Source organism: Planobispora rosea, from assembly GCF_014648175.1.
GTDB classification, from domain to species: domain Bacteria; phylum Actinomycetota; class Actinomycetes; order Streptosporangiales; family Streptosporangiaceae; genus Planobispora; species Planobispora rosea.
Genome location: NZ_BMQP01000003.1, coordinates 253,012 through 273,057, shown reverse-complemented (window position 1 = coordinate 273,057; position 20,046 = coordinate 253,012). Strand labels below are relative to the sequence as shown.

The following is a 20,046-nucleotide window of genomic DNA, read 5'->3' as shown; positions in this document are numbered from 1 at the left end:
AACATTACCGTATTACGTACGGTACAACGTACGGAAGCACTACGATGGAGAGAACGACGAGGATTTGGAGTCTGTTCCCGTGAGCGGAAAGAAGGTCCCCGACATGGACATGGCCCGCAGCCTGGCGCTGCTGTGGGGCTCGCACACCAAGCCGGGGCGCTCAGGCCTGACGGTGCGCGCCATCGTCGAGGCCGCGATCGGGATCGCCGACGCCGAAGGCCTGGACGCCCTGTCCATGCGCCACGTCGCCGAGCGGCTCGGGGTGGGCACCATGTCCCTCTACACCCATGTGCCCGGCAAGACCGAGCTGACCGATCTCATGATCGACGCCGCCTACGGGGAGCTCTACCGGGACGTGGACGAGCCGTCCGCCCAGCCCGACGGCTGGCGCGGGGCGCTGGAGTTCGTCGCCGCGCGCAACTGGGACCTCTACCGGCGGCACCCCTGGATGTTGCAGCTCGTCACCCCCCGCCCGGTGCTGGGACCCAACGCCTCGCTCAAATACGAGGCCGAGCTGCGCCCCCTGGACGGCATCGGGCTCTCCGACGTCGAGATGGACTCCGTGCTCGCCCTGGTCCTGACCCACGTGGAGGGCACGGCCCGGGTCAGGGCCGGCCTGGACCAGATCGAGCAGGCCACCGGGATGAACGAGACCGAATGGTGGCTGGCCAGCGCGCCCGTCCTCGACAAGGTCATGGACGCCTCCCGCTTCCCCGTGGCCTCCCGGGTCGGCACGGCGGCCGGCCAGGAGCACCAGGGAGCCTCCGACCCCGCGCACGCGCTCGCCTTCGGCCTGGCCCGGATCCTCGACGGGGTGGCCGACCTGATCGCCGGAAGATAGCCGGGCGGCCCGCCGGAGAAGTGGACGCGATCGGGCGCCGGGCGCCCCACCGCGAAGCGGGCGGGACCAGGCGCCGGGCGGCCCCCTCGGAACGGGCCGGGTCAGGAGGCCGCGGTGATCTCCTCCAGGCGGGCGGACAGCTGCGCGGGATCCCCGTCGACGAGCGCGGCGACCCCGCGCCACCAGGCGAACCACTCGCCGCTGCGCCACATCCAGTCGACCCGCTCGATCGCGGCCACCACGTCGCCCTTGACGCGCCACTCCCGGCCCGTCTGCTCGGCCGTGGCGCCGTGGCGCAGAGCCCAGTCGCGCAGGACCCGGGCGGCGGTGCCGTCCACGGGCACCTGATAGGGATCGGGATCCTCACCGGCGAGGTGGTGCGGGCCCAGCCCCCCGGCGACGCCCCAGCTCCACTGGGCCTCGGCCGGGCGGGAGTAGCGCAACGAGCTGAAGTCCAGGTTCGACCCCAGGTCGTCGTCGGGGCGGCGGACCACCACCGCGTCGAGCCGCCCGCCCGCGTCGAAGGAGACCACGACCCGCTGGCCGGGGACGGCGTCGGGGGGGAGCGTGATCCGGTCCTCCGCCTGCCAGGAGTTCAGGTCGGTGACCGCGACGGGCGGTCCCCACGTCCGGTCCGCGGCGTCGTCGGCGATCCGGGCGGCCAGCATCTCCAGCGCGGTCAGGTCGGTCCAGGAGCCGACGGCACCGGCGGACCGGAGCACGTCGTCGGGCGCGGGGACCCCTCCGGCGCGAGGTCGTTCCCACCACTCCGTCCCCAGCTCGCGGGTGCCCACCAGCAGCCCGGCCAGCGAGGCGAGCTCGGCGGACCTGCGGGTCAGCGGGGCCCCCCGGATGAGTTCGGTGCAGCGCGTGACGCGGTCCGTGCCCAGCACGGCCTGCGCCTCGCGCAGCAGGACACCGGCAGACGGCCGGTCCTCGCCGAGGAGATCCCGGATCAGCCGCCTGGCCTCGGTCCGGGCGTCCTCCGCACGTGCCTCGCGCATACCGTCACGTTACGCCGGAAGATCCATATTCGCGAGGGTCCGCCCCACAATCCTCCTTTCTGGCGGGGAGGGCAGGCGGAATCAGCGCTTCCGGCCGGCGCGGCCCAGCAGCCAGCCGATCACGGCGCTGCCGAGCGCGACGCCCGCCCCCATCCCGAACGCCGTGATGACCGTCCACGCCGGCACGCCCTGCCGGGGGGCGGCGGCGGGCCGCTCGAAGACCCGGGCCGGGTGCCCCGGGGCCTCGGCGGTCACCGGGCCGGGGAGCCGCGCCGGGGATGTTGCCGCGGGGGCGGGAGCGGCCGGGACCGTACCGGGCACCGGTCCGTCCGCGCCGGAGACGCCGGAGACGCCGGAGACCAGGTGATTCTCGACCGCGGAGAAGAACTCGCCCGCGGTCCGCTTCGCCACCGTGCCGAGCATCCGCTGACCGACGCCGCCGATCATGCCGCCGACCACGGCCTCGGCGTCGTAGTCGACCCGGGTGCCGCCGTCGACCTCGCTGAGCCGTACCTCCACCGTGGCCTCCACCGTGCCCGGGGCGCCCTGGCCCCGGGCGCGCAGCACGAAGCGGCTCGGGGCCTCGGGCTCGGACAGGGCGACCTCACCCTGGTAGACGCCCTTGATCGAGGCGACCCCCGCGGTGACCGTCATCCGGTAGGTGTCGGGCCCCGTCTCCTCCAGGCGCTCGCACCCGGGGATCGTGCGCACCAGCACGTCCGGATCCTGGAGCGCGGACCACACACGATCCCTGTCGGCGCCGAGCACGGCGCTGCCTGCGACCTTCACAGGCAGCACCCTAGGCAATCCCCGGCTCCGGGGTTAAGAGCAACATCTGCCCTGCGGCCCGGCCGTGGATTGTCAGCCCTCGGGGCGCGCAGCAGCCCGCTCCCCCGGCTCGGCGCTCGTGGGACGCTGGGCCCGCAGCCGCCGGGGCGGGGTGTGGATGTCGAAGTGGATGTTCTCCTGGGCCAGGATCGAGTGCGGCTCGGACTCCGGCGTGGTCAGGCCGAGCTCCTCGAAGACCCGGAACCGGGCCGACTCGGCGGTCAGGTGGCGGGGGCGCATCAGCGGGTGCCAGATGCTGTAGGTGCCGACCCGGCCGTCGCGGCGGCGGTACCAGCCGATGGTGGGATGGGTGAGCATGGCCATCCAGTGGCTCTCACCGGTGAAGCCGTCCAGGCGCCCGGGCGGCGCGGCCGGCTCGGTGGCCGTACAGCTCGCCTCGCCCGCGTCCAGCCGCCAGCGCGCCGGGGCGCTGTCCCAGTCGGCGGTGATCCCGATCCGGTCGCGCCGCCACGGCATGCCCCACAGCAGCCGCGGCACCGCGACCACCGGGTGGTCCAGGCTCGTGCCGAAGAACCAGACGCCCGGCTCGCCGTACGCGGTGACGTAGGCCCGGTAGTTGATCTGACCGCAGCTGATCGCCGCCGGCGGGCAGAAGCGGAAGTGGAAGTCCCGGTCGCGGAAGGCGACCGCGGAGACCATGGCCGCCTCCCCCTCGGCGAAGGCGAACCGCATCGGCGCGAACCCGGCGGGCAGCAGCCGGCCGAGGGCCTCGGCGGGCACCCGGTAGCTGACGATCGCGAAGTCGTCGAGCTCGGTCTCGGCATGGTGCCAGCGCAGGCGCGGCCTCGGGGTCCCGCTGAACGTCATGCGCAGAGGATAGGCGCGCCGCCGCCGCACCCGAGCCGGGCTCGGTCCTTCCCCGTGATCAGTCTTCGTCCTGGTCGCGGTGGTGGTCGAGGTTGGCGGTGCCGCGCTTCCAGTAACCGTCGATGTCCGTCCACTCCTTGGGGTGCCCCGCCTCGCGGAGGTGACGGCGGATCGGCTTGAGGGCGCCGGCCTCGCCGGCGATCCAGACGAACCCGTCGCCCGGCGGAAGCTCCAGCTCTCGTACGGCCCTCTCCAGCACGCCGGAGGCTCCCGGGGCGGCGCCGTCCCGGTGCAGCCAGGTCAGGGTGACGTCGGCGGCGGTCTCGATGTGCTGCTCCTCCCGGGCGTCGGCGACCTCGGCGAAGGCGATGACCCGCGCGCCCGCGGGCAGCGCCTCCAGCCAGCGGGCCAGGGCGGGCAGGGCGGTCTCGTCGGCGCCCAGGAGGTACCAGTCGAAGTTGAAGGGGACCACCACGGAGCCCCGCGGCCCGAGCACGCCGATCCGCTGTCCCGGCGCGGCCTGCGCCGCCCAGGCGGAGGCGGGGCCGTGACCGTGGACCACCATGTCGATGTCGAGCTCGCCCGCGCCGGGGCGGTGGCTCCGGACGGTGTAGTCGCGGAAGACCGGATCGGGGGCTCCGGGCGGGAACTCCCAGCCATCGGGGCCGACGGCCGGCATGACCGGCGCTCCGGCCCCGTCCACCGGGAAGAACAGCTTCACGTGGTCCTGGGGCGCCCGCTCCTGGAAGCCCGCCAGGTCGTCACCGGCGAGGGTCACGCGCACGGTCGAGGGGGTGATCCACTCCGCGCGCCGTACCTCCAGCAGACGGGGCTTGAGGTCGTACCGGACGACACTGATGTCATGCATGATCGGAAATCACCGCTCCAAGAAAGTTAGGCAAGGCTTGCCTAAAGTCCCTGTTTCCCGACCGAATGTCAACCGGCCGTTCCTCCGCCCCGCCGCCTCCCGGGCCCCGGTGACCTGTTACCGGAGACTCAACTGTCCGGTGTCGCTCTCGGCGTCCTCGGCCGGTTCGTCGATCGGGAACGAGTGGTGCTCGTGGGCCACGACCCACCGGCCGTCCCGCCTGCGCAGGCCGAACGTCAGCCGCAGCCGGTGCTCCGGGTTCCCGGCGAGGTGCTCCGGGGTCCCGCAGCGCAGCAGGGCATGGGCGAAGGCGACGTCCTCGCCGGCGGTGACGTCCAGCGTCTCGATCTCGAACAGGGCGCCCTGCGCCAGCCACCGGAAGAAGTACGGCCACGTGCGGCGGTAGGACTCCAGGCCGCGCACCCCCTCGTGGGGCGGCGGCACGTCGAACATCACGATGTCGTCGGCGTGATCGGCGAGGACCCCGTCCAGGTCGCCGCTCCGGACCGCCTCGGCCCAGCGCTCGATCAGGGTGCGGATCTGCTCTTCGTCAGCGGGCATGGCTGTTCGGTCCCTTCGGATCGGTACTTCCGTCAGGACTACAACCCGCGCGGCTCCGAGAAATCATCGCGGATCGCCGCATCGTCCTCCGTCAGCTCCGCCGGCAGGCCGAACGCCGGGAAGTCGGCCTCCATGAACGCGACCACCTCGGCGATCCGCGCACCGCGCAGGATGAGCAGGTCCAGGCCCGCCGCGACGTAGACGGCCCGCCGTTCGTCCCACAGGTAGGTGCCGAACGCGAGCTGCCCGTTCGCCCACGTCGGCAGGAAACGCCAGCGCCACCTCAGCGGCCCCTCGACCAGGAACCCGCGGATGCCGGCATGGCCCTCGTACCAGACCGCCGACGGCGGCATCGAGTACTTGGCGTCCTCCGTCAGCATCGCCACGATGGCGTCGACGTCCCCGGCCTCCCAGGCCGCCGCGTACCTGCGGGCCAGCTCCCGCCGCGCCGCCTCGCCCAGCGCGTCGAACGTCCGCCGCTGGGTGGTCTCCGGGAGCAGGGCCGCCATGGCCTTCCGCGCCCTCTGGAGGGCGCTGTTGGCCGCCGCGGTCGTGGTCCCCAGCGTGTCCGCGGTCTCGCGGGCGGTGTAGCCGAGAACGTCGCGCAGCAGCAGGACCGCCCGCTGCAGACCCGACAGGTGCTGCAGCGCGGCGACGAACGTCAGCTCCACGCTCTCCTGCGCCACCGCACGGGCTTCCGGGTCCAGCTCCTCCGTCCACCCCAGTAACCGGTTGGGGTACGGCTCGAGCCAGGTCGCCTCGGCCAGCGGCACGCCGTGCGGACTGAGATCGGCGGGCAGTTCGCGCCGCGCCCGCCGTTCGATGAGGGTCAGCGACCTGTTCGTGGCGATCCTGTAGAGCCACGGCCGGATCGACCCGCGGTCCTCGAACCGCTCCAGGCTGCGCCACGCCCGGTCCAGCGTTTCCTGTACGGCGTCCTCCGCGTCGTGGACGGACCCCAGCATCCGGTAGCAGTGCGTGCGCAGCTCGTCCTGCAGCGGCCCCACCAGGTGTCCGAACGCGGCCTCGTCACCGGCCCGGGCCGCCGCCAGCAGTTCCGCCGCGGTGCGCCCGTCTGTCCGGCCCGACTCGATCCGCATCCGCCACTCCGTCCCGATCCGATGGACACCAGGCTAGGACGGACAGACCTCCTGGAGGGGTTCGCGTTCCGGAGGAGGTCGTGTCCCTGGCAAGATGATCGACCATGCCGGGGGATAAATCATGGAAAGTCGGATTTGTAAGTGCGCTGGTCGCCCTGATCGCGACAGGATGCGGAGCCGAGGGACGCCCCGGTTCCGCCGAGTCGTCCCCGAAGGCCACCGGTACGGCCCCCGCCCGCTCCACCCCCTCGCCCACGACCGCCCCGGGACCGCCGGGCGCGCTGCCGAGGCCGGGTGAGGTGGGGCGCGTCCCCCGGCCCTCCGACGGGCTGCCGCCGGTGATCAGTTCCATCCCGACCAGGCGGAAAGTGGTCTTCCTCACCATCGACGACGGCTGGGAGCAGGATCCGGGCTTCGTACGGCAGGTCCGCGACGGGCGGATCCCCGTCGCCGCCTTCGTCACCCGCGACGCCGTCGAGGCGCGCGGCGCAGCCGACCCGACCGCCCAGGGCGGCAGGTACCTGGGCGCCGGCAAGTGGGACTACGTCCGGGAGATGCGTGAGGCGGGCGTCACGATCGAGAACCACACGCTGACCCATCCCGACCTGCGCGCCCTCGGTTACGAGGGGCAGCGGGCCGAGATCTGCGGCGCCTCCCGGCTGATCCGCAGGCAGGTCGGGACCGGTCCGTGGCTGCTCCGCCCGCCGTTCGGCAACCACAACACGCTGACCCGGCGTGCGGCCAAGGCCTGCGGCGTCAAGGCCCTGCTGCTGTGGACCGCGACCGTCCAGCCCGGCGGGAAGATCGCCTACCAGGTGCCGGACAAGAAACTCCGCCCCGGCGACGTGCTGCTGCTGCACTTCCGCCCGAACCTGTCACGGGACTTCCGCGTCCTGGTCAGCAAGATCAAGCGTCGCGGTTTCGAGATCGGCAACCTCGACGCCTACCTCGAGGCCGCCGGCGTCACCCGCTGACCCGCCGGTCAGCGTGCCGGCCCGCGCGTCGAGCGCCGCGCCGAGAGTCTTGAGCGTGCGCGTGTGGGTGACGCGGCCGCGCAACCGGACCAGCTGGGACAGCGCCGCCTCGCCGTCCATCCGCGACAGCGCGTACGCCGCCGCGCCGGCGATCAGCGGGCTGCGCGGCCCGGCGCCCGGGATCTCGCGCAGGGCCGTCTCCACCAGCTCGCCGAGGAGCCGGGCCGTATCGGGGTGCGGGGGCGAGAAGGCCAGCATCCAGATCAGCCCGCGCAGGGTGACGGCGTTGTAGGAGTCGAAGTCCTCCGGGTGGCCGCCGCGCAGCGGGAGCGGGCGAGGTCGCCCGGCCAGGCCGATCCAGTTCGTGACCCTGCGGCGGGCCTCCTCCCGGCCGATCTCCTCCAGGAGCGTCTCCGCCCGCCGTTCCCAGGCCGCCCCGGGTCTGGCGGCCCTGGCGGTGGACGCGTGGACCAGCAGTCCGCCCCACCGTCCGCCGAGGCCCGGCAGGTCGGCCAGCACCCGGTCGGCCCAGACCTCGCCCGGGTTGACGGGCGGGTGGCCCGGCGAGGCCGCCAGCTCGCGCAGCCGGTCGCCGGTCCACCAGCCCGTCATCGACGTCCGCCGGATGACGGCGACCAGGTGGGGCGAGAGTCCGCGCCCCACCTCCAACAGGTGGTCGGCCAGCCGTACGAGCAGGCCCGACGCCGCGCACGTCGTTTCTCCCTCAACACGCTCCAGGAGGAATTCGGCCACCTCCGGCATCGCGGTGAACGGCAGGCCCCTGGTCACGATCTCCATCAAGGTGGCGACGTGCTCGCCCGCGTCCCCGTACCGCAGCAGTGCCCGGGCGAGCCCGATCCGCAGCGCGTCGTCCCGGGCGAGGAGGAACTCGGTCCCCGGCCGCTCTTCCGCACCCCAGAAACCACCAGCCGGGAGGCCGCGCCGCGCCAGCGTGCCGGCCAGCGCCTCGACGTCACCCGCGGCGGCCGGCCGCCGTATCTCCTCGCTCACTCCTGCCATGCCGAGGCAGTGTAGGGGTCCGGTCCGACATCGCATGCGGCACCCGGGAGAAAGCGGCACCCGGGAGAAAGCGGCGGCCCGCCCCCGGCCGGGGACGGGCCGTCGTGGTGCTATGTGATCACTCGCTCTCGGTGGTGTAGAGGTACTCCCAGTCACCGCAGCGGGTCGGGTGGCTGCTGTGCAGGCCGATCTGGCAGACCTTCACGCGGACGGCGGCGATGTCCTCACCGTAGAGGTGGAACTTCTTGTACTCGCCCGCACCGCAGTACTTGTAGTTCTTGCTCTTGAACCAGTAGCCGTGGTGGTCCTCGAAGTGACGCGCCTGGATCTTGACGTAGGCGCACTTGCCGCCCTGGTTGTAGGTGCGGTAGTCGAGGTCGTAGAGCTTGCCGCGGACGTGCACCTCGTTGGACGTCTGGTGGTGGTTCCACTCGACGCCGATCCAGCCCTTGGCCTTGGCCTTGTGGTTCTCCGAGAAGACCGGCCCCCAGTAGTCGTCGTAGTCGTAGCCGGACGACGCGGTCCCCGTGGACGCGGCGACCGGGGTCGTGGCGGCCTGCGCGGCGGCCGGGACGGCCAGCGTGAGCGCGGCGGCGGTCGCGGTGGCGGCCAGCAGACCCGTGGTCAGTCGCTTCATCGTGTTCTCCTTCAGCCCTCCTCGGACCGGCTCCCTGCCGGCTCCCCCCTGGGCTTGTGAGTCATTGATAACGGCGCCCGCTTTCAGCTCCCCTTATCCCGGCTTTATCCGTGCTTGCACGACTCCTTAGTTGCACTTGCACGCAGACGGATCATGCTCCCGATCACGTCCGTCGCCCGGCGTACCCCGGAATCACCCGAGCGGCGGACGCGCCGCGCGTGCCGCCTGCCCGAGGATGAGGCCATCGCTTCCGGGGGCCTGGCGGACCCGGGAGCACTCCCGGCGCGGGACGGAGCCATCGGCTCCGTCGGGCCGGGACGTGCGGGGAGGAGTCCCCGCCGGCAAGGGGAGAGAACCGGCGCCGCGAGCCGGAGGGACGATCTGGTCCGGGGAGAAGTGCGGTCTCCCCGGACCGTGTGACGAAGATCGCAGCAGCTCGCGGCGCCCAACCCCGCCATCACTCTACAAGCCGTAGTACTACTAGAGGTAGAACTACGGCTTGTAGAGCTTCGGATCCACGGGGAGCATCATGGAGGCGCTTGACCTGGCGCGGTGGCAGTTCGGGGTCACCACCGTGTACCACTTTCTGTTCGTACCTCTGACGATCGGGCTCGGCGTCTTCGTGGCCGGCCTGCAGACCGCCTGGCACCGTACGGGCAAGGAGCACTACCTGAGGCTGACGAAGTTCTTCGGGAAGCTCTTCCTGATCAACTTCGCGATGGGCGTGGTCACCGGCATCGTGCAGGAGTTCCAGTTCGGGATGAACTGGAGCGAGTACTCGGTCTTCGTCGGCGACGTCTTCGGCGCCCCGCTGGCGCTGGAGGCGCTGCTCGCGTTCTTCCTGGAGTCGACCTTCATCGGGTTGTGGATCTTCGGCTGGGACAAGCTCCCCAAGCGGGTGCACCTGGCCACGATCTGGGCCGCGGTCATCGGCTCCAACCTGTCGGCCTACTTCATCCTGGCCGCCAACGCCTGGATGAAGCACCCGGTCGGCTACGAGGTGGTGGACGGCAGGGCCCGGATGACGGACCTGTGGGCCGTGCTCACCAACTCCACCGCGCTCGCCCAGGTTCCCCACGTGGTGGCGGGGGCCTTCATCGTCGCGGGCGCGTTCGTGCTCGCGGTCTGCGGCTACAACATCCTGAAGGAGCGCCGGGCCGACCCCGACCGGACCGTCCCGATGCGCCGGGGCCCCGGGTCCACCACGAGCATCTGGCACACGCCGATGCGGGCCGCCCTGGTCATGACGGCGATCGCGGGGGTGGTCTCCGCGGGCACCGGGGACCTGTCGGGCAAGCTCGTGTACGAGCAGCAGCCGATGAAGCTGGCCGCCGCCGAAGGGCTTGAGCGCGACACCGCGGGCGCGGCCTTCTCCCCGGTCCCGGGGATCGAGGTGCCGATGCTGCTCAGCTTCCTGGCCACCAACGATCCGGACGCGGTCGTCCGGGGCACCGAGGACCTGCAGGCCGAGTTCGCCAAGAAGTTCGGCCCCGGGGACTACCGGCCCAACGTGCCGGTGGTCTACGCCTCCTTCCGCGTGATGATCACCTTCGGGATGGCGACGGCGGGGCTGTCGGTCCTCGGTCTCTGGCTGACCCGGCGCCGCCGTACTCCTCTGGCGCCGGGCGGGCACCCCGCGCCCCGCGGACCGGTCCGCCGGCGCCGCCGCGCCGCCGGGGTGCCGCGCGAGATCCCGTCCTGGTTCGCCCGCGCCTGCCTGCTGGCGCTGCCGCTGCCGACCCTCGCGATGATCGCGGGCTGGCTGCTCAGCGAGATCGGCCGCCAGCCGTGGACCGTCCAGGGCGAACTGCTCACCGCGGCGAGCGTCTCCCCCGGCGTCAGCCTGACCGAGGTCGCCGTCTCCCTGGCGGTCTTCACGATCCTGTACGGCCTGCTCGCGGTGGCCGAGGCCGTCCTGCTCGTCCGGTACGTCAAGGCGGGTCCCGAGCAGGCCTCCCCCACCCCGCCCGCGCCGGCCGCCGGCAGCGGGGACGGCGACACGACCGCCGTCATGCTCCAGCCGACCCTGATGTACTGAGGGGGAAACGATGGAACTCACCACCGTCTGGTTCACGGTCATCGCGTTCCTCTGGACCGGTTTCTTCGTCCTGGAGGGCTTCGACTTCGGCGTCGGCATGCTGGCCCCGGTGCTGTCACGCGGCGAGGCCGAGCGCAGGCAGGTCCTCGGCACGATCGGCCCGGTCTGGGACGGCAACGAGGTCTGGCTGATCACCGCGGTGGGCGCGATGTTCGCCGCGTTCCCCGCCTGGTACGCCGGGCTGCTCAGCGAGTTCTACCTGCCGATCGTGCTGGTGCTGGTCGGGTTGATCGTGCGCGGCGTCGGCCTGGAGTGGCGGGGCAAGGTCCACCACGCCTCCGACCGGGCCTGGTGCGACATGGGCATCCTCGTCGGCAGCGCGCTCCCGGCCTTCCTGTGGGGCGCGGTCTTCGCCGACCTGCTGCACGACAGCGTGACGGCCATGCTCGTCGGCGGGGTGTTCTCGGTGTCGTTGTGCCTGCTGCACGGGGCGGTCTTCGTGGCGCTGAAGACCCTGGGGCCGGTACGCGCCCGGGCCCGCCGCACCGCGCTGGTCACCTCCGCGGTGGCGCTGCCGGCCGGAGTCGCGGCGCTGTCCGGCATCCCCTCGGCCGGTACGGCCGCCGCCGGGGCGGCCACCCCCGTCTGGATCTGGGCACTCGCGCTGGCCGCGACCGCGGCCCTGGCCGCCGGAGCGGCCCTGACCTGGCGCGGCCGGGACGGCTGGGCCTTCACCGCCACCGCCTCGTCCATCGCCCTGACCGGAACCGCCCTGTTCGGCGCCCTGTGGCCGGCTCCGCTCCCCGGCCTCACCCTCGCCGAGGCCGCCTCGGGACCGTACACGCTGCAGACGCTCACCTGGATCGGCCTGGTCGCGCTGCCGTTCGTGGTGGGCTACCAGATCTGGTCGTACTGGGTCTTCCGCAGGCGCCTCGTCGCCGAACCGTCCTGACTCCGGCAGGATCCCGGCCGGTCCGTCCGCCGGGGACCGCGGAAGGAGCCGTGAGGTGCCGCCGCGCGGGATGCGCGGGCCGCCCGTCGCGGACGGGGCTCCCGCCCGGCCCCCACAGTGAGCTGCGGCTGTCACCACGGGTCGCCTCATCGTCGCCGGTTGTTATGGTGAAGGGTTGGGGAAGCTCATGACGGGGGGTTCATATGGTGGAGAAGGCCGTGCTGAGGGAGGGGCCGGAGCACGCCGCGCGGCAGATGGCGATGGTGTTCACGCTGGGCGCGGTCATGGCGGTGGTGGGGTTGCTGACGGCGCCGCCCGGCGACAAGGCCAAGCTCCTCGTGGTCTCCGGACTCGCCGCGCTCACGGCCGCGGTGGCATGGCGCTTCCCCTGGTCCCGTTCCGGTCCGCGGGCGCCCCTCGCCCTGTGCCTGCCCGTCCTGGCGCTGCTCTCCTACTGCACGGGAGCGTTCCAGGGAGGGTCGATCGGCACCGCGCCGTTCCTCACACTGCTGTTCGCCTGGGTGGGACTGCACTTCTCCGTCACGACCGTGCTGGTCCTGGGCCCGATCGCCGGGCTGTGCTACGTGGTCCCGCTGGTCCTCGACGACCGGGGCCCACTGGTGATCAGCGGCGCGATCCTGTTCGTCCCCGCGGTGACGAGTGTCGGCGTGCTGATCGCCCGGCAGATCGGCCATCAGCGCCGGGACCGCGACACGATCCGCCGGATGGAGCGATGGCGGGCGGCGCTGACCGCCACGCTCGCCCACGACGTGCGCTCCCCGCTGACCTCGGTGCAGTTCGCCCTGGAGACCCTGGGCGAGGACGGCGACGACCTGCCGCCGGAGCAGCGGCACGAGCTCATCGCCATGGCGCTGCGGCAGACCAACCGGATCCGGCGGCTGGCCACCAGCCTGCTGGACGCCGAACGGGTCGACAGCCGCGGCCTCCAGCTCGACCTGCGCCCCATCCGGCTGCGCCCCGCGGTCGACGAGGCCGTCGGCTACCTGACCGCTCCGGTGGGCGTGTCGGTGAGCGACGACCTGACGGTCCGGGCCGATCCGCAGCGGCTGGAGCAGATCCTGGTCAACCTCGCCGCCAACGCCATCCGGCACGGTGCCCCGCCGATCGTCATCAGCGCCGAGCCCGACGGTCCCGGCATGGTCGCCATCCACGTGCGCGATCATGGCTCCGGCGTGCCCGAGGAGAAGCAGAAGGTGTTGTTCACCCGGTTCAGCAGCGCCGACACCAGCCCCGAGTCGGTCGGCCTGGGACTGTGGATCACCCGGGAGCTCGCCCTCGCCCACGGCGGGGACGTGCGCTACAGCCCGGCCGACCCCGGCAGCCGCTTCACGGTCACCGTCCCCGAGGGCGGACCGGCGGCCGGCTGACCCTCACGACCGCGGGCGCCCCCTCGGTCACCCGTCCGCCGCACGCGTCTGGCGACCGTGGTCAGCACGGCCAGCCCGGCCAGTGCGAGCAGGGTGGTGAACATCCACTCCCCCGAGCCGCCCGGTCCGTAGACGCGGGTCCCGCGTCCGGTGTCCACGGCCGGGGTGGCCTGTCCGGCGGTGAGCGTGTCGCGGTCGCTGCCGTACAGCTCGACGCCGGATCGCAGGACCCGCCCGTCGGCGGAGGCGAAGTCCCCGGCCCAGACACAGGACTCGTGCCCGGGATGCTGGACGCACCGCAGGTCCCTGGCGGTGAACACGCCGCCCACCCCGTCGGCGCGCGCGGCCCGGATGGCGGGGCCGAACTCGGGGGCGGACGCGAACAGCATCAACACCCCCACGATGACCAGAGCCAGGTCGAACCCGCTCAGGCGTCGTCTGGTGACCGTCATGATCTAGCGCGTGACGGCGCAGGTGCAGGAGGCCCCGGCCTCGTGCTCGGAACTGCGGTGGATCAGCATCGCGACCACCATGGGCACGAAGACGAGGGCGTTGTAGAACAGGTGCAGCTCCATCCTGGGCAGGACCAGCTGCAGGAGGCTCGTCGGAGCCGGCTTGCCCATCAGGTGCAGGCCGCTGAGCTTCTGCAGGAGCAGCAGCAGGTGCTCCAGGTGGTGCCACGCCTGGATGCCCAGGGAGATGTTCCACCACGTGCGCGACCTGCCGGCGAAACCCCCGCGCAGCATGACGAGGCCCACGAGCATGATCAGCGCGTACCCGTAGTGCATCCACTCCGAGGTCACCAGCCACGGGAAGGGCACGCCGAGCACGCCCCGGGCCTCGCTCAGCGGCCAGCCCCAGACGTAGACCTGCACGGCCTGCACCACGTGCTCGGCCCAGTGGCCCACCACGATGGCCAGGTAGAACATGAGCGCGGTCTTGTGATGGCGGCCGTTGAGAGCGGAAAGGTTGATCTTCGGGGGGAGACTGACCGTGGTCGCCATTTTCTTATCTCACTTTTCTTGCATGTCGTACTGAACCAGTGGTGCGCGGCACAAACACGACACTCCCGGATCACACTGGCAACCCGCTTGCAGCCCGCTGAACGGGCCACGGCTCAGGCGGGTGCGCGCACCGGCCGCCGCCGGAGACCGGAACCGCCCCGGGGAATCGGCCGCAGACAACGGACCCTTCTTCGGTTAACCTGAGTTCGAAAATCGAACACAGGGAGCCGGAGGAGCCGGAATGGACTGGAAGCCCACCGCCTGCGTGTTATGCGCCTGCAACTGCGGCATTGAGATCCGCCTCGACGGGCGGCGGTTCGACCGCGTCCGGGGAGACAAGGCCCACCCCTCCTCCCAGGGCTACACCTGCGAGAAGCCGCTCCGGCTCGACCACTACCAGAACGGCGCCGACCGCCTGACCCACCCGCTGCGCCGCCGCCCGGACGGCACGTTCGAGCGGGTGGACTGGGACACCGCCATCGGCGAGGTCGCCGAACGGTTCGCGGCCGTACGGGACGCCCACGGCGGAGAGTCGATCTTCTACTACGGCGGCGGCGGGCAGGGCAACCACCTCGGCGGCTCCTACGCGGGCTCGTTCATGCGCGCCCTCGGCGCCCGTTACCGCTCCAACGCCCTGGCCCAGGAGAAGACCGGCCAGTTCTGGGTCGGGGACCGGATGCTCGGCAACGTCACCTTCGGCGACTTCGAGCGCTGCGAGGTGGCGCTGTTCATCGGCAAGAACCCCTGGCAGTCGCACGGCATCCCGCGGACCCGCCCCACGCTGCGCGAGATCGCCCGCGACCCGGACCGCTGCCTGATCGTGATCGACCCGCGCCGCACCGAGACCGCCGAGCTGGCGGACATCCACCTGCGGCCACGGCCCGGGACCGACGCCTGGCTGCTGACCGCGCTGGCGGCCGTCCTGGTCCAGGAGGATCTGATCGCCACCGAGTGGCTGGCCCGGCACGCCGTGGGACTCGACGAGGTCACGACCGTCCTTTCGAAGGTCCCGGTGGCGGAGTACGCGGCGGGCTGCGGCGTCCCGGAAGGGCTGGTCCGCGGCGCCGCCCGGCGGATCGCCTCCGCCCGCGGCGTCGCCGTCCACGAGGACCTGGGCGTGCAGATGTCCCCGCACTCGACCCTGAACAGCTACCTCGACAACCTGATCTACCTGCTCACCGGGAACTTCGGACGCCCCGGCACGAACAACCCGCCCATCCCGTTCGCCCCGATGATCACCTTCTCCCACTGGGGCCCCCGGCGCGACCGTTTCAGCCCGGTGGCCGGGGCCCGCATCATCTCCGGACTCGTCCCGTGCAACGTGATCGCCGAGGAGATCCTCACCGACCACCCCGCCCGCTACCGGGCGATGTTCGTGGAGACCGCCAACCCCGCGCACTCGCTGGCGGACTCGGCACGGATGCGCGAGGCGCTGGAGGCGCTGGACCTGCTGGTGGTCGTCGACGTCGCGATGACCGAGACCGCCCGGCTGGCGGACTACGTGCTCCCCGCGCCCACCCAGTTCGAGAAGTGGGAGGCGACGTTCTTCAACTTCGAGACCCCGGCCAACTACTTCCACCTGCGCGCCCCGGTCCTGGACCCGCCGCCGGGCTCGGACCTGCTGCCCGAGCCCGAGATCCACTCCCGGCTCTGCGAGGCGATCGGCGCGGTCCCCGACCTCACCCCGCTGCGCGAGGCGCTGTCCCGGGGCCGGGCCGCGTTCGCCGAGGCGTTCCTGGCCGCGGCGGCCGCCGACCCCGCGCTCGCCACGGTCGCCCCGGTGGCGCTGTACCGCGCCCTCGGCCCGTCCCTGCCCGACGGCGCCGCCGCGGCGGCGTCCCTGTGGGCGCTGGCGCACAAGGTCGCCTTCGCCCATCCCCAGGCCGTACGGCGGGCCGGGATCCCCGGCGAGGGGCTGGAACTGGGCGACAACCTGTTCGACGCCATCCTGAGCGGCCGGTCGGGCGTGGTGTTCGCGGTCGACGAGCCGGGTGACGCGCTCGCCCGCGTCGGCACGCCGGACGGGAGGATCCATCTTGAGATCCCCGAACTGCTGGAGGAGATCTCCCGGCTCGGCGGGGTCCCGGGCCCCGATCCCGCGTTCCCGTTCGTGCTCTCCGCCGGGGAGCGCCGCGCGTTCACCGCCAACACCATCGTGCGCGACCCCGCCTGGCGCCGCCGCAACGGCGCGGGCGTGCTGCGTGTCAACCCGGGCGACGCCGCCGCCCTCGGCCTGGCCGACGGCGGGCCCGCCCGGCTGACCACCCGCCGGGGCAGCGCCGAGGTCACGGTGGAGCTGACCGACAGCCTCCAGCCCGGCCACGTCTCGCTCCCCAACGGCCTCGGCCTGCAGTACGCGGGCACCGTGACCGGCGTCGCCCCCAACGAGCTGACCTCCGTCGAGGACCGCGACCCCTACGCGGGAACCCCCTGGCACAAGCACGTCCCGGCCCGGGTCGAGGCGCTGGGCTGACGCCCCGGCACGTGCGTGGCCGCGCCGGCCTCCCGCACCCGTCCCTCGTGGCGGGAGACCGGTCAGCGCCTCATCGCCCGCCAGGACGCGTAGTGGTGGATCGCGACGCCGGCGAAGGCCGGGTAGGCCCGGGCGGCCCCGTCGACGACGGCCAGGACCGAGGTCATGCGCGCGCTGCCCTCCTCGTGGAAGGTGCAGTGGAGGCAGTCGGCCAGCGGGGCGGTCTCGGTGGCCAGCCGGACCGGCTTGCCGGCCCGCGTCCCGCGGGTGAGGATGTCGGCGCTGACGTCCATCATCGAGTTGGGGCCGGTGGCGGTGTCGCGGTAGCTCATGACGGTGACCGCGTTCACCCGCGCCAGCACCCCGTCGGCCAGCGTGGTGCCCGATCCGGTGGGGATCGTGTGGTACCAGAACGGGATGTCGGCCTCCAGCGGGCGCGCGTCGTCGGCCTGCAGCAGCTGCAGCATCCGCAGCAGGCCCGCGGCCACCGTGGCCTGGTCGGTCTGCCAGGCGGGCAGGGCGTACGGCTCCACGTCGACGTGACTGCCGACGAACAGCCTGGTGCCGAGGACGGCCCGCTGCCAGGTACGCGCCGCCGCGTGGTCCAGAGCCCAGGCCGGATCGCCGCCCAGCGCGGTCAGGCGGATCCCGGCCCTGTCCGTACCGCGCTTCAGCTCCCGCAGCTTGGTCAGCAGGGCCGCGTCGGAGGGCAGCCTCGCGTCCACGTGGACGAAGATCTCCTTGACGCCCCGGCCCTTCGCCCAGGCCAGCACGTCGGCCGGCCGCGCGGCGGCGGGGTTCCACAACCATGTCGCCCGCGTCCCGGCCGCCGCGGGCTTCAGCGCGCCGGCGGCCGAGGCGGGAGCGGGGAGGACCACGCCCAGCGACAGCACCAGGGCGAGGACGGCCCACCCGGTCCTGACCGCCGCCGTACTCGATCCTTTGCCCATCACATCCTGCCCTTCCCTGGGTTCCTGTGCCGCCGGTCCGTGGCGGCAGGAGGACCCATCGGACGCGGAGAGCGCGAGCTGAGAGTTTTCCGCACCTTCCCCGCAACGATCCGCCACCCGGAGCCGCAACCGCCCGGACGGCGGAACCCGGCGGAACGGGAACCCGCGCGGTACGGCGGGCTCAGGAGGCGGCGCGGCGCAGGTCGAACAGGTCGGACGGGGACAGCGGCATCCTGGCGATCGGGATGCCCTCGGCGTCCTCGACTGCCGAGGCGATCACCGCGGAGACCGGGATGACCCCCGCCTCCCCGGCGCCCTTGATGCCGAGGGGGTTGAGCGGGGACGGGGTCTGCAGGTGCGCGGTCTCCACCTTCGGGACCTCCGTCGCGTACGGCATCAGGAAGTCCATGAACGAGGCGTTGAGCAGCTGGCCGTGACCGTCGTAGACCATCCGCTCGTACAGCGCGCCGCCGACGCCCTGGGCGACGCCGCCGTGGATCTGCCCCTCGACGATCATCGGGTTGATGAGGTTGCCGCAGTCGTGGACGACGGCGTAGCGCAGGATGCGGATCTCGGCGGTGAGCGGGTCGGTCTCCACGATCGCCGCGTGCATGCCGGAGGCGAAGGTCGAGCGGATCGGCGAGTAGTAGTCGCGCCCCTCCAGGCCCGGTTCGTCGCCCGCGTCCACCGGCGGCCGGTCCGGCGACGACGTGCCCGCGAACTGCGTGGCGCGCACCGCCTCCGCGTCGAAGGCGTAGCGCAGCGGGTTGGACAGCACCGCCACGGTCGCCAGCGGGATCGCGGCCTTCGGGGAGCCCGCCACGTGCACGACGCCGTCGGTGATCTCCAGGTCCCGCGGGTCGGCCTCCAGCGCGTCGGCGGCGATCCGCAGGGCCTTCTCGCGGACCTTCCGGCAGGCCAGCGCGATCGCGTTGCCGCTCATCACCGCGGCGCGGGAGGCGAAGGTGCCGACCGCGTAGCCGAACCTGCGGGTGTCCCCGGTGACGACCGAGACCCGCTCCAGCGGCACGCCCAGCTCGGCCGCGGCGATCTGCGCGAAGACGGTCTCGTGCCCCTGCCCCTGCGAGGTGAGCCCGGTGGAGACGTGCACCCTGCCGTCGGAGGTGATCTGGACGTGGCCCCCCTCGTACGGCCCGACGCCGGTGCCCTCGACGTAGCAGCCGATGCCGATCCCGATCCGCCTGCCCTCGGCCTCCGCCGCGGCCTTGCGCGCCGGGAAGCCGTCCCAGCCGATCAGCTCCTTGAGCAGGCGCAGCGCCTGCGGGTAGTCCCCGCTGTCGTAGATCAGCGGCCGTCCGTCCTGGAAGGTCAGCCCCTGGTCGTAGGGGAACTCGTCGGGCTGGATGAAGTTGGCCGCGCGCACCGCCGTACGGTCCAGGCCGAGATGGGCCGCGATGCGGTCCATCGTGCGCTCCATGCAGAACACCGCCTGCGGACGGCCCGCCCCCCGGTACGGCGTGACCTGCACGGTGTTGGTGTAGACGGAGGAGAACTCGACCCGGTAGGCCCCCAGCTTGTACGGCCCCGGCAGCTGGGTGGAGGTGATGATCGGCACGATGATCCCGTACGGCGTGTAGGCGCCGTGGTCGTGCAGGATCGTCACCTCCAGGCCGAGCACCCGCCCGTCGTCGTCGAAGCCGACCCGGACGAACTGCACCTGAGCCCGCTCGTGCGCCGAGGAGACGAAGTGCTCGCGCCGGTCCTCGGCCCACTTGACCTCGCGGCCGAGCAGCATCGCCGCCCAGGGCACGAGGACCTCCTCCGGCCACGGGTGCATGATCTTCACGCCGAACCCGCCGCCCACGTCCGGCGCGATCACCTCGACCTTGGGCAGCGGCAGGCCGAGCTTGGCGGCCACGGCCATCCGGACGCTGGTGGAGGTCTGGGTGCTGGAGTAGACCCGCAGGGAGGAGTCGTCGGCGTCCCAGCGGGCGTAGACGCCGCGCCCCTCCAGCGGCATGGACGCGCTGCGCTCGATGTCCAGCCGGAAGGCCAGGGTGTGCGGCGCGTCCTCGATGAGCTCGCGCGCGTCGCGGCCGTCGGCCGAGGGCGCCTGCTGGACCAGGTGCGCCCCGACGTTGCCCGGCACGTCGTCGTGGACCAGCCGCGCGCCCTGCGCCGCCTCCTCCACGCCCACCACGGGCTTGAGGACCTCGTAGTCCACCCGGATGAGCGCGCAGGCGTCCTCGGCCAGGTAGCGGTCGCGGGCGACGACCATCACGACCGGCTCGCCGACGTGCCGGACCCGCTCACGGGCCAGCGGGAAGGCGGTGCGGCCGTGGGTCAGCGCCGGGTGCGGGATGAGCAGCGGGAGCGGCTCGGCGAGCCGGCCCGGCAGGTCCTCCCAGGTGTAGATCGCCACCAGCCCGTCCACGTCGAGCGCGTCCGAGACGTCGATGTCGCGGATCAGGGCGTGCGCGTGCGGGGACCGGACGAACGCCGCCGCCAGCGCGTCCGGCCCGAGGTCGTCCAGGTAGCGGCCGCGCCCGGTGAGCAGCCGCGGGTCCTCCCGCCGCTGGACCGGCTCGCCGAACAGCTTCGTCGTCACCGCGCGGCCTC

The 20,046-nt window shown here is 72.7% G+C and carries 18 protein-coding genes; 6 read left to right on the top strand and 12 right to left on the bottom strand.

Annotation, left to right across the window (positions count from 1 at the left end):
* Window positions 1-79 precede the first annotated feature (79 nt).
* Entirely contained in the window at window positions 80-841 is a 762-nt protein-coding gene (locus IEZ08_RS04560; RefSeq protein WP_068924731.1) for a TetR/AcrR family transcriptional regulator, read from the top strand.
* Between the two features lie 101 nt (window positions 842-942).
* On the opposite strand, the gene IEZ08_RS04555 is transcribed toward IEZ08_RS04560, so the two are convergent.
* The 6 genes from IEZ08_RS04555 to IEZ08_RS04530 all read right to left on the bottom strand — a co-directional run bounded on the left by IEZ08_RS04555 (window position 943) and on the right by IEZ08_RS04530 (window position 6,030).
* Window positions 943-1,845: a hypothetical protein gene (locus IEZ08_RS04555; RefSeq protein ID WP_068924733.1), complete on the bottom strand. Its 903-nt coding sequence runs from the start codon at window positions 1,843-1,845 to the stop codon at window positions 943-945.
* 81 nt (window positions 1,846-1,926) lie between these two features.
* Window positions 1,927-2,634, bottom strand: a complete 708-nt coding sequence (locus IEZ08_RS04550) for an SRPBCC family protein (protein ID WP_189241722.1) — start codon at window positions 2,632-2,634, stop codon at window positions 1,927-1,929.
* Window positions 2,635-2,706: 72 nt separating this feature from the next.
* Window positions 2,707-3,501: a DUF2071 domain-containing protein gene (locus tag IEZ08_RS04545; protein WP_189241721.1), complete on the bottom strand. Its 795-nt coding sequence runs from the start codon at window positions 3,499-3,501 to the stop codon at window positions 2,707-2,709.
* Between the two features lie 58 nt (window positions 3,502-3,559).
* Window positions 3,560-4,369: a siderophore-interacting protein gene (locus IEZ08_RS04540; protein WP_189241720.1), complete on the bottom strand. Its 810-nt coding sequence runs from the start codon at window positions 4,367-4,369 to the stop codon at window positions 3,560-3,562.
* A 117-nt stretch (window positions 4,370-4,486) separates the two neighbouring features.
* Window positions 4,487-4,930: a YybH family protein gene (locus IEZ08_RS04535; protein WP_189241719.1), complete on the bottom strand. Its 444-nt coding sequence runs from the start codon at window positions 4,928-4,930 to the stop codon at window positions 4,487-4,489.
* A 38-nt stretch (window positions 4,931-4,968) separates the two neighbouring features.
* Window positions 4,969-6,030 (bottom strand): sigma-70 family RNA polymerase sigma factor, encoded by a 1,062-nt coding sequence (locus tag IEZ08_RS04530; protein WP_189241718.1) that lies wholly within the window; start codon window positions 6,028-6,030, stop codon window positions 4,969-4,971.
* Window positions 6,031-6,134: 104 nt separating this feature from the next.
* Here IEZ08_RS04530 and IEZ08_RS04525 point away from each other — a divergent pair, with 104 nt between their 5' ends.
* The gene (locus IEZ08_RS04525; RefSeq protein WP_068924745.1) at window positions 6,135-7,004 is read left to right on the top strand and encodes a polysaccharide deacetylase family protein; all 870 of its coding nucleotides are present in this window, start codon (window positions 6,135-6,137) and stop codon (window positions 7,002-7,004) included.
* Here the strand turns inward: IEZ08_RS04525 and IEZ08_RS04520 are convergent.
* Together IEZ08_RS04520 and IEZ08_RS04515 are read right to left on the bottom strand one after the other, a co-directional pair.
* Window positions 6,906-8,024: a hypothetical protein gene (locus IEZ08_RS04520; RefSeq protein WP_141704145.1), complete on the bottom strand. Its 1,119-nt coding sequence runs from the start codon at window positions 8,022-8,024 to the stop codon at window positions 6,906-6,908. The genes IEZ08_RS04525 and IEZ08_RS04520 overlap by 99 nt on opposite strands.
* Window positions 8,025-8,142: 118 nt before the next feature.
* Window positions 8,143-8,661 carry a hypothetical protein gene (locus IEZ08_RS04515; RefSeq protein WP_068924749.1) on the bottom strand — a complete coding sequence of 173 codons (519 nt, stop codon included), beginning with the start codon at window positions 8,659-8,661 and terminating at the stop codon, window positions 8,143-8,145.
* Between the two features lie 529 nt (window positions 8,662-9,190).
* On the opposite strand from IEZ08_RS04515, the gene IEZ08_RS04510 reads away from it, so the two are divergent.
* The 3 genes from IEZ08_RS04510 to IEZ08_RS04500 all read left to right on the top strand — a co-directional run bounded on the left by IEZ08_RS04510 (window position 9,191) and on the right by IEZ08_RS04500 (window position 13,039).
* Window positions 9,191-10,699: a cytochrome ubiquinol oxidase subunit I gene (locus tag IEZ08_RS04510; protein WP_189241717.1), complete on the top strand. Its 1,509-nt coding sequence runs from the start codon at window positions 9,191-9,193 to the stop codon at window positions 10,697-10,699.
* A 10-nt stretch (window positions 10,700-10,709) separates the two neighbouring features.
* On the top strand, window positions 10,710-11,651 hold the full coding sequence (gene cydB / locus IEZ08_RS04505; protein ID WP_068924753.1) for a cytochrome d ubiquinol oxidase subunit II: 942 nt from the start codon (window positions 10,710-10,712) through the stop codon (window positions 11,649-11,651).
* Between the two features lie 203 nt (window positions 11,652-11,854).
* Window positions 11,855-13,039 carry a sensor histidine kinase gene (locus tag IEZ08_RS04500; RefSeq protein ID WP_068924755.1) on the top strand — a complete coding sequence of 395 codons (1,185 nt, stop codon included), beginning with the start codon at window positions 11,855-11,857 and terminating at the stop codon, window positions 13,037-13,039.
* Here IEZ08_RS04500 and IEZ08_RS04495 read toward each other — a convergent pair.
* Both IEZ08_RS04495 and IEZ08_RS04490 read right to left on the bottom strand, forming a co-directional pair.
* On the bottom strand, window positions 12,970-13,491 hold the full coding sequence (locus tag IEZ08_RS04495) for a hypothetical protein (protein WP_068924757.1): 522 nt from the start codon (window positions 13,489-13,491) through the stop codon (window positions 12,970-12,972). The two genes, IEZ08_RS04500 and IEZ08_RS04495, sit on opposite strands and share 70 nt — an antisense overlap.
* Before the next feature lie 3 nt (window positions 13,492-13,494).
* Window positions 13,495-14,043, bottom strand: coding sequence for a hypothetical protein (locus IEZ08_RS04490; RefSeq protein WP_068924758.1), 549 nt, complete (start codon window positions 14,041-14,043; stop codon window positions 13,495-13,497).
* A 241-nt stretch (window positions 14,044-14,284) separates the two neighbouring features.
* Here IEZ08_RS04490 and IEZ08_RS04485 point away from each other — a divergent pair, with 241 nt between their 5' ends.
* Window positions 14,285-16,516 (top strand): molybdopterin-dependent oxidoreductase, encoded by a 2,232-nt coding sequence (locus IEZ08_RS04485; protein WP_189241716.1) that lies wholly within the window; start codon window positions 14,285-14,287, stop codon window positions 16,514-16,516.
* A gap of 62 nt (window positions 16,517-16,578) precedes the next feature.
* Here IEZ08_RS04485 and IEZ08_RS04480 read toward each other — a convergent pair whose 3' ends face one another.
* Window positions 16,579-17,466 carry a hypothetical protein gene (locus IEZ08_RS04480; RefSeq protein ID WP_068924762.1) on the bottom strand — a complete coding sequence of 296 codons (888 nt, stop codon included), beginning with the start codon at window positions 17,464-17,466 and terminating at the stop codon, window positions 16,579-16,581.
* A gap of 181 nt (window positions 17,467-17,647) precedes the next feature.
* Window positions 17,648-20,035, bottom strand: coding sequence for an aerobic carbon-monoxide dehydrogenase large subunit (gene cutA, locus IEZ08_RS04475; protein ID WP_189241715.1), 2,388 nt, complete (start codon window positions 20,033-20,035; stop codon window positions 17,648-17,650).
* Window positions 20,036-20,046 lie beyond the last annotated feature (11 nt).

What these genes read in the sequence shown, in the direction of transcription:
- IEZ08_RS04555 (WP_068924733.1), bottom strand. Translation starts at nt 1,845, where the DNA reads ATGCGCGAGGCACGTGCGGAGGACGCCCGGACCGAGGCCAGGCGGCTG.
- IEZ08_RS04545 (WP_189241721.1), bottom strand. Translation starts at nt 3,501, where the DNA reads ATGACGTTCAGCGGGACCCCGAGGCCGCGCCTGCGCTGGCACCATGCC.
- IEZ08_RS04540 (WP_189241720.1), bottom strand. Translation starts at nt 4,369, where the DNA reads ATGCATGACATCAGTGTCGTCCGGTACGACCTCAAGCCCCGTCTGCTG.
- IEZ08_RS04535 (WP_189241719.1), bottom strand. Translation starts at nt 4,930, where the DNA reads ATGCCCGCTGACGAAGAGCAGATCCGCACCCTGATCGAGCGCTGGGCC.
- IEZ08_RS04530 (WP_189241718.1), bottom strand. Translation starts at nt 6,030, where the DNA reads ATGCGGATCGAGTCGGGCCGGACAGACGGGCGCACCGCGGCGGAACTG.
- IEZ08_RS04525 (WP_068924745.1), top strand. Translation starts at nt 6,135, where the DNA reads ATGCCGGGGGATAAATCATGGAAAGTCGGATTTGTAAGTGCGCTGGTC.
- IEZ08_RS04520 (WP_141704145.1), bottom strand. Translation starts at nt 8,024, where the DNA reads ATGGCAGGAGTGAGCGAGGAGATACGGCGGCCGGCCGCCGCGGGTGAC.
- IEZ08_RS04515 (WP_068924749.1), bottom strand. Translation starts at nt 8,661, where the DNA reads ATGAAGCGACTGACCACGGGTCTGCTGGCCGCCACCGCGACCGCCGCC.
- IEZ08_RS04510 (WP_189241717.1), top strand. Translation starts at nt 9,191, where the DNA reads ATGGAGGCGCTTGACCTGGCGCGGTGGCAGTTCGGGGTCACCACCGTG.
- cydB (WP_068924753.1), top strand. Translation starts at nt 10,710, where the DNA reads ATGGAACTCACCACCGTCTGGTTCACGGTCATCGCGTTCCTCTGGACC.
- IEZ08_RS04500 (WP_068924755.1), top strand. Translation starts at nt 11,855, where the DNA reads ATGGTGGAGAAGGCCGTGCTGAGGGAGGGGCCGGAGCACGCCGCGCGG.
- IEZ08_RS04495 (WP_068924757.1), bottom strand. Translation starts at nt 13,491, where the DNA reads ATGACGGTCACCAGACGACGCCTGAGCGGGTTCGACCTGGCTCTGGTC.
- IEZ08_RS04490 (WP_068924758.1), bottom strand. Translation starts at nt 14,043, where the DNA reads ATGGCGACCACGGTCAGTCTCCCCCCGAAGATCAACCTTTCCGCTCTC.
- IEZ08_RS04485 (WP_189241716.1), top strand. Translation starts at nt 14,285, where the DNA reads ATGGACTGGAAGCCCACCGCCTGCGTGTTATGCGCCTGCAACTGCGGC.
- IEZ08_RS04480 (WP_068924762.1), bottom strand. Translation starts at nt 17,466, where the DNA reads ATGGGCAAAGGATCGAGTACGGCGGCGGTCAGGACCGGGTGGGCCGTC.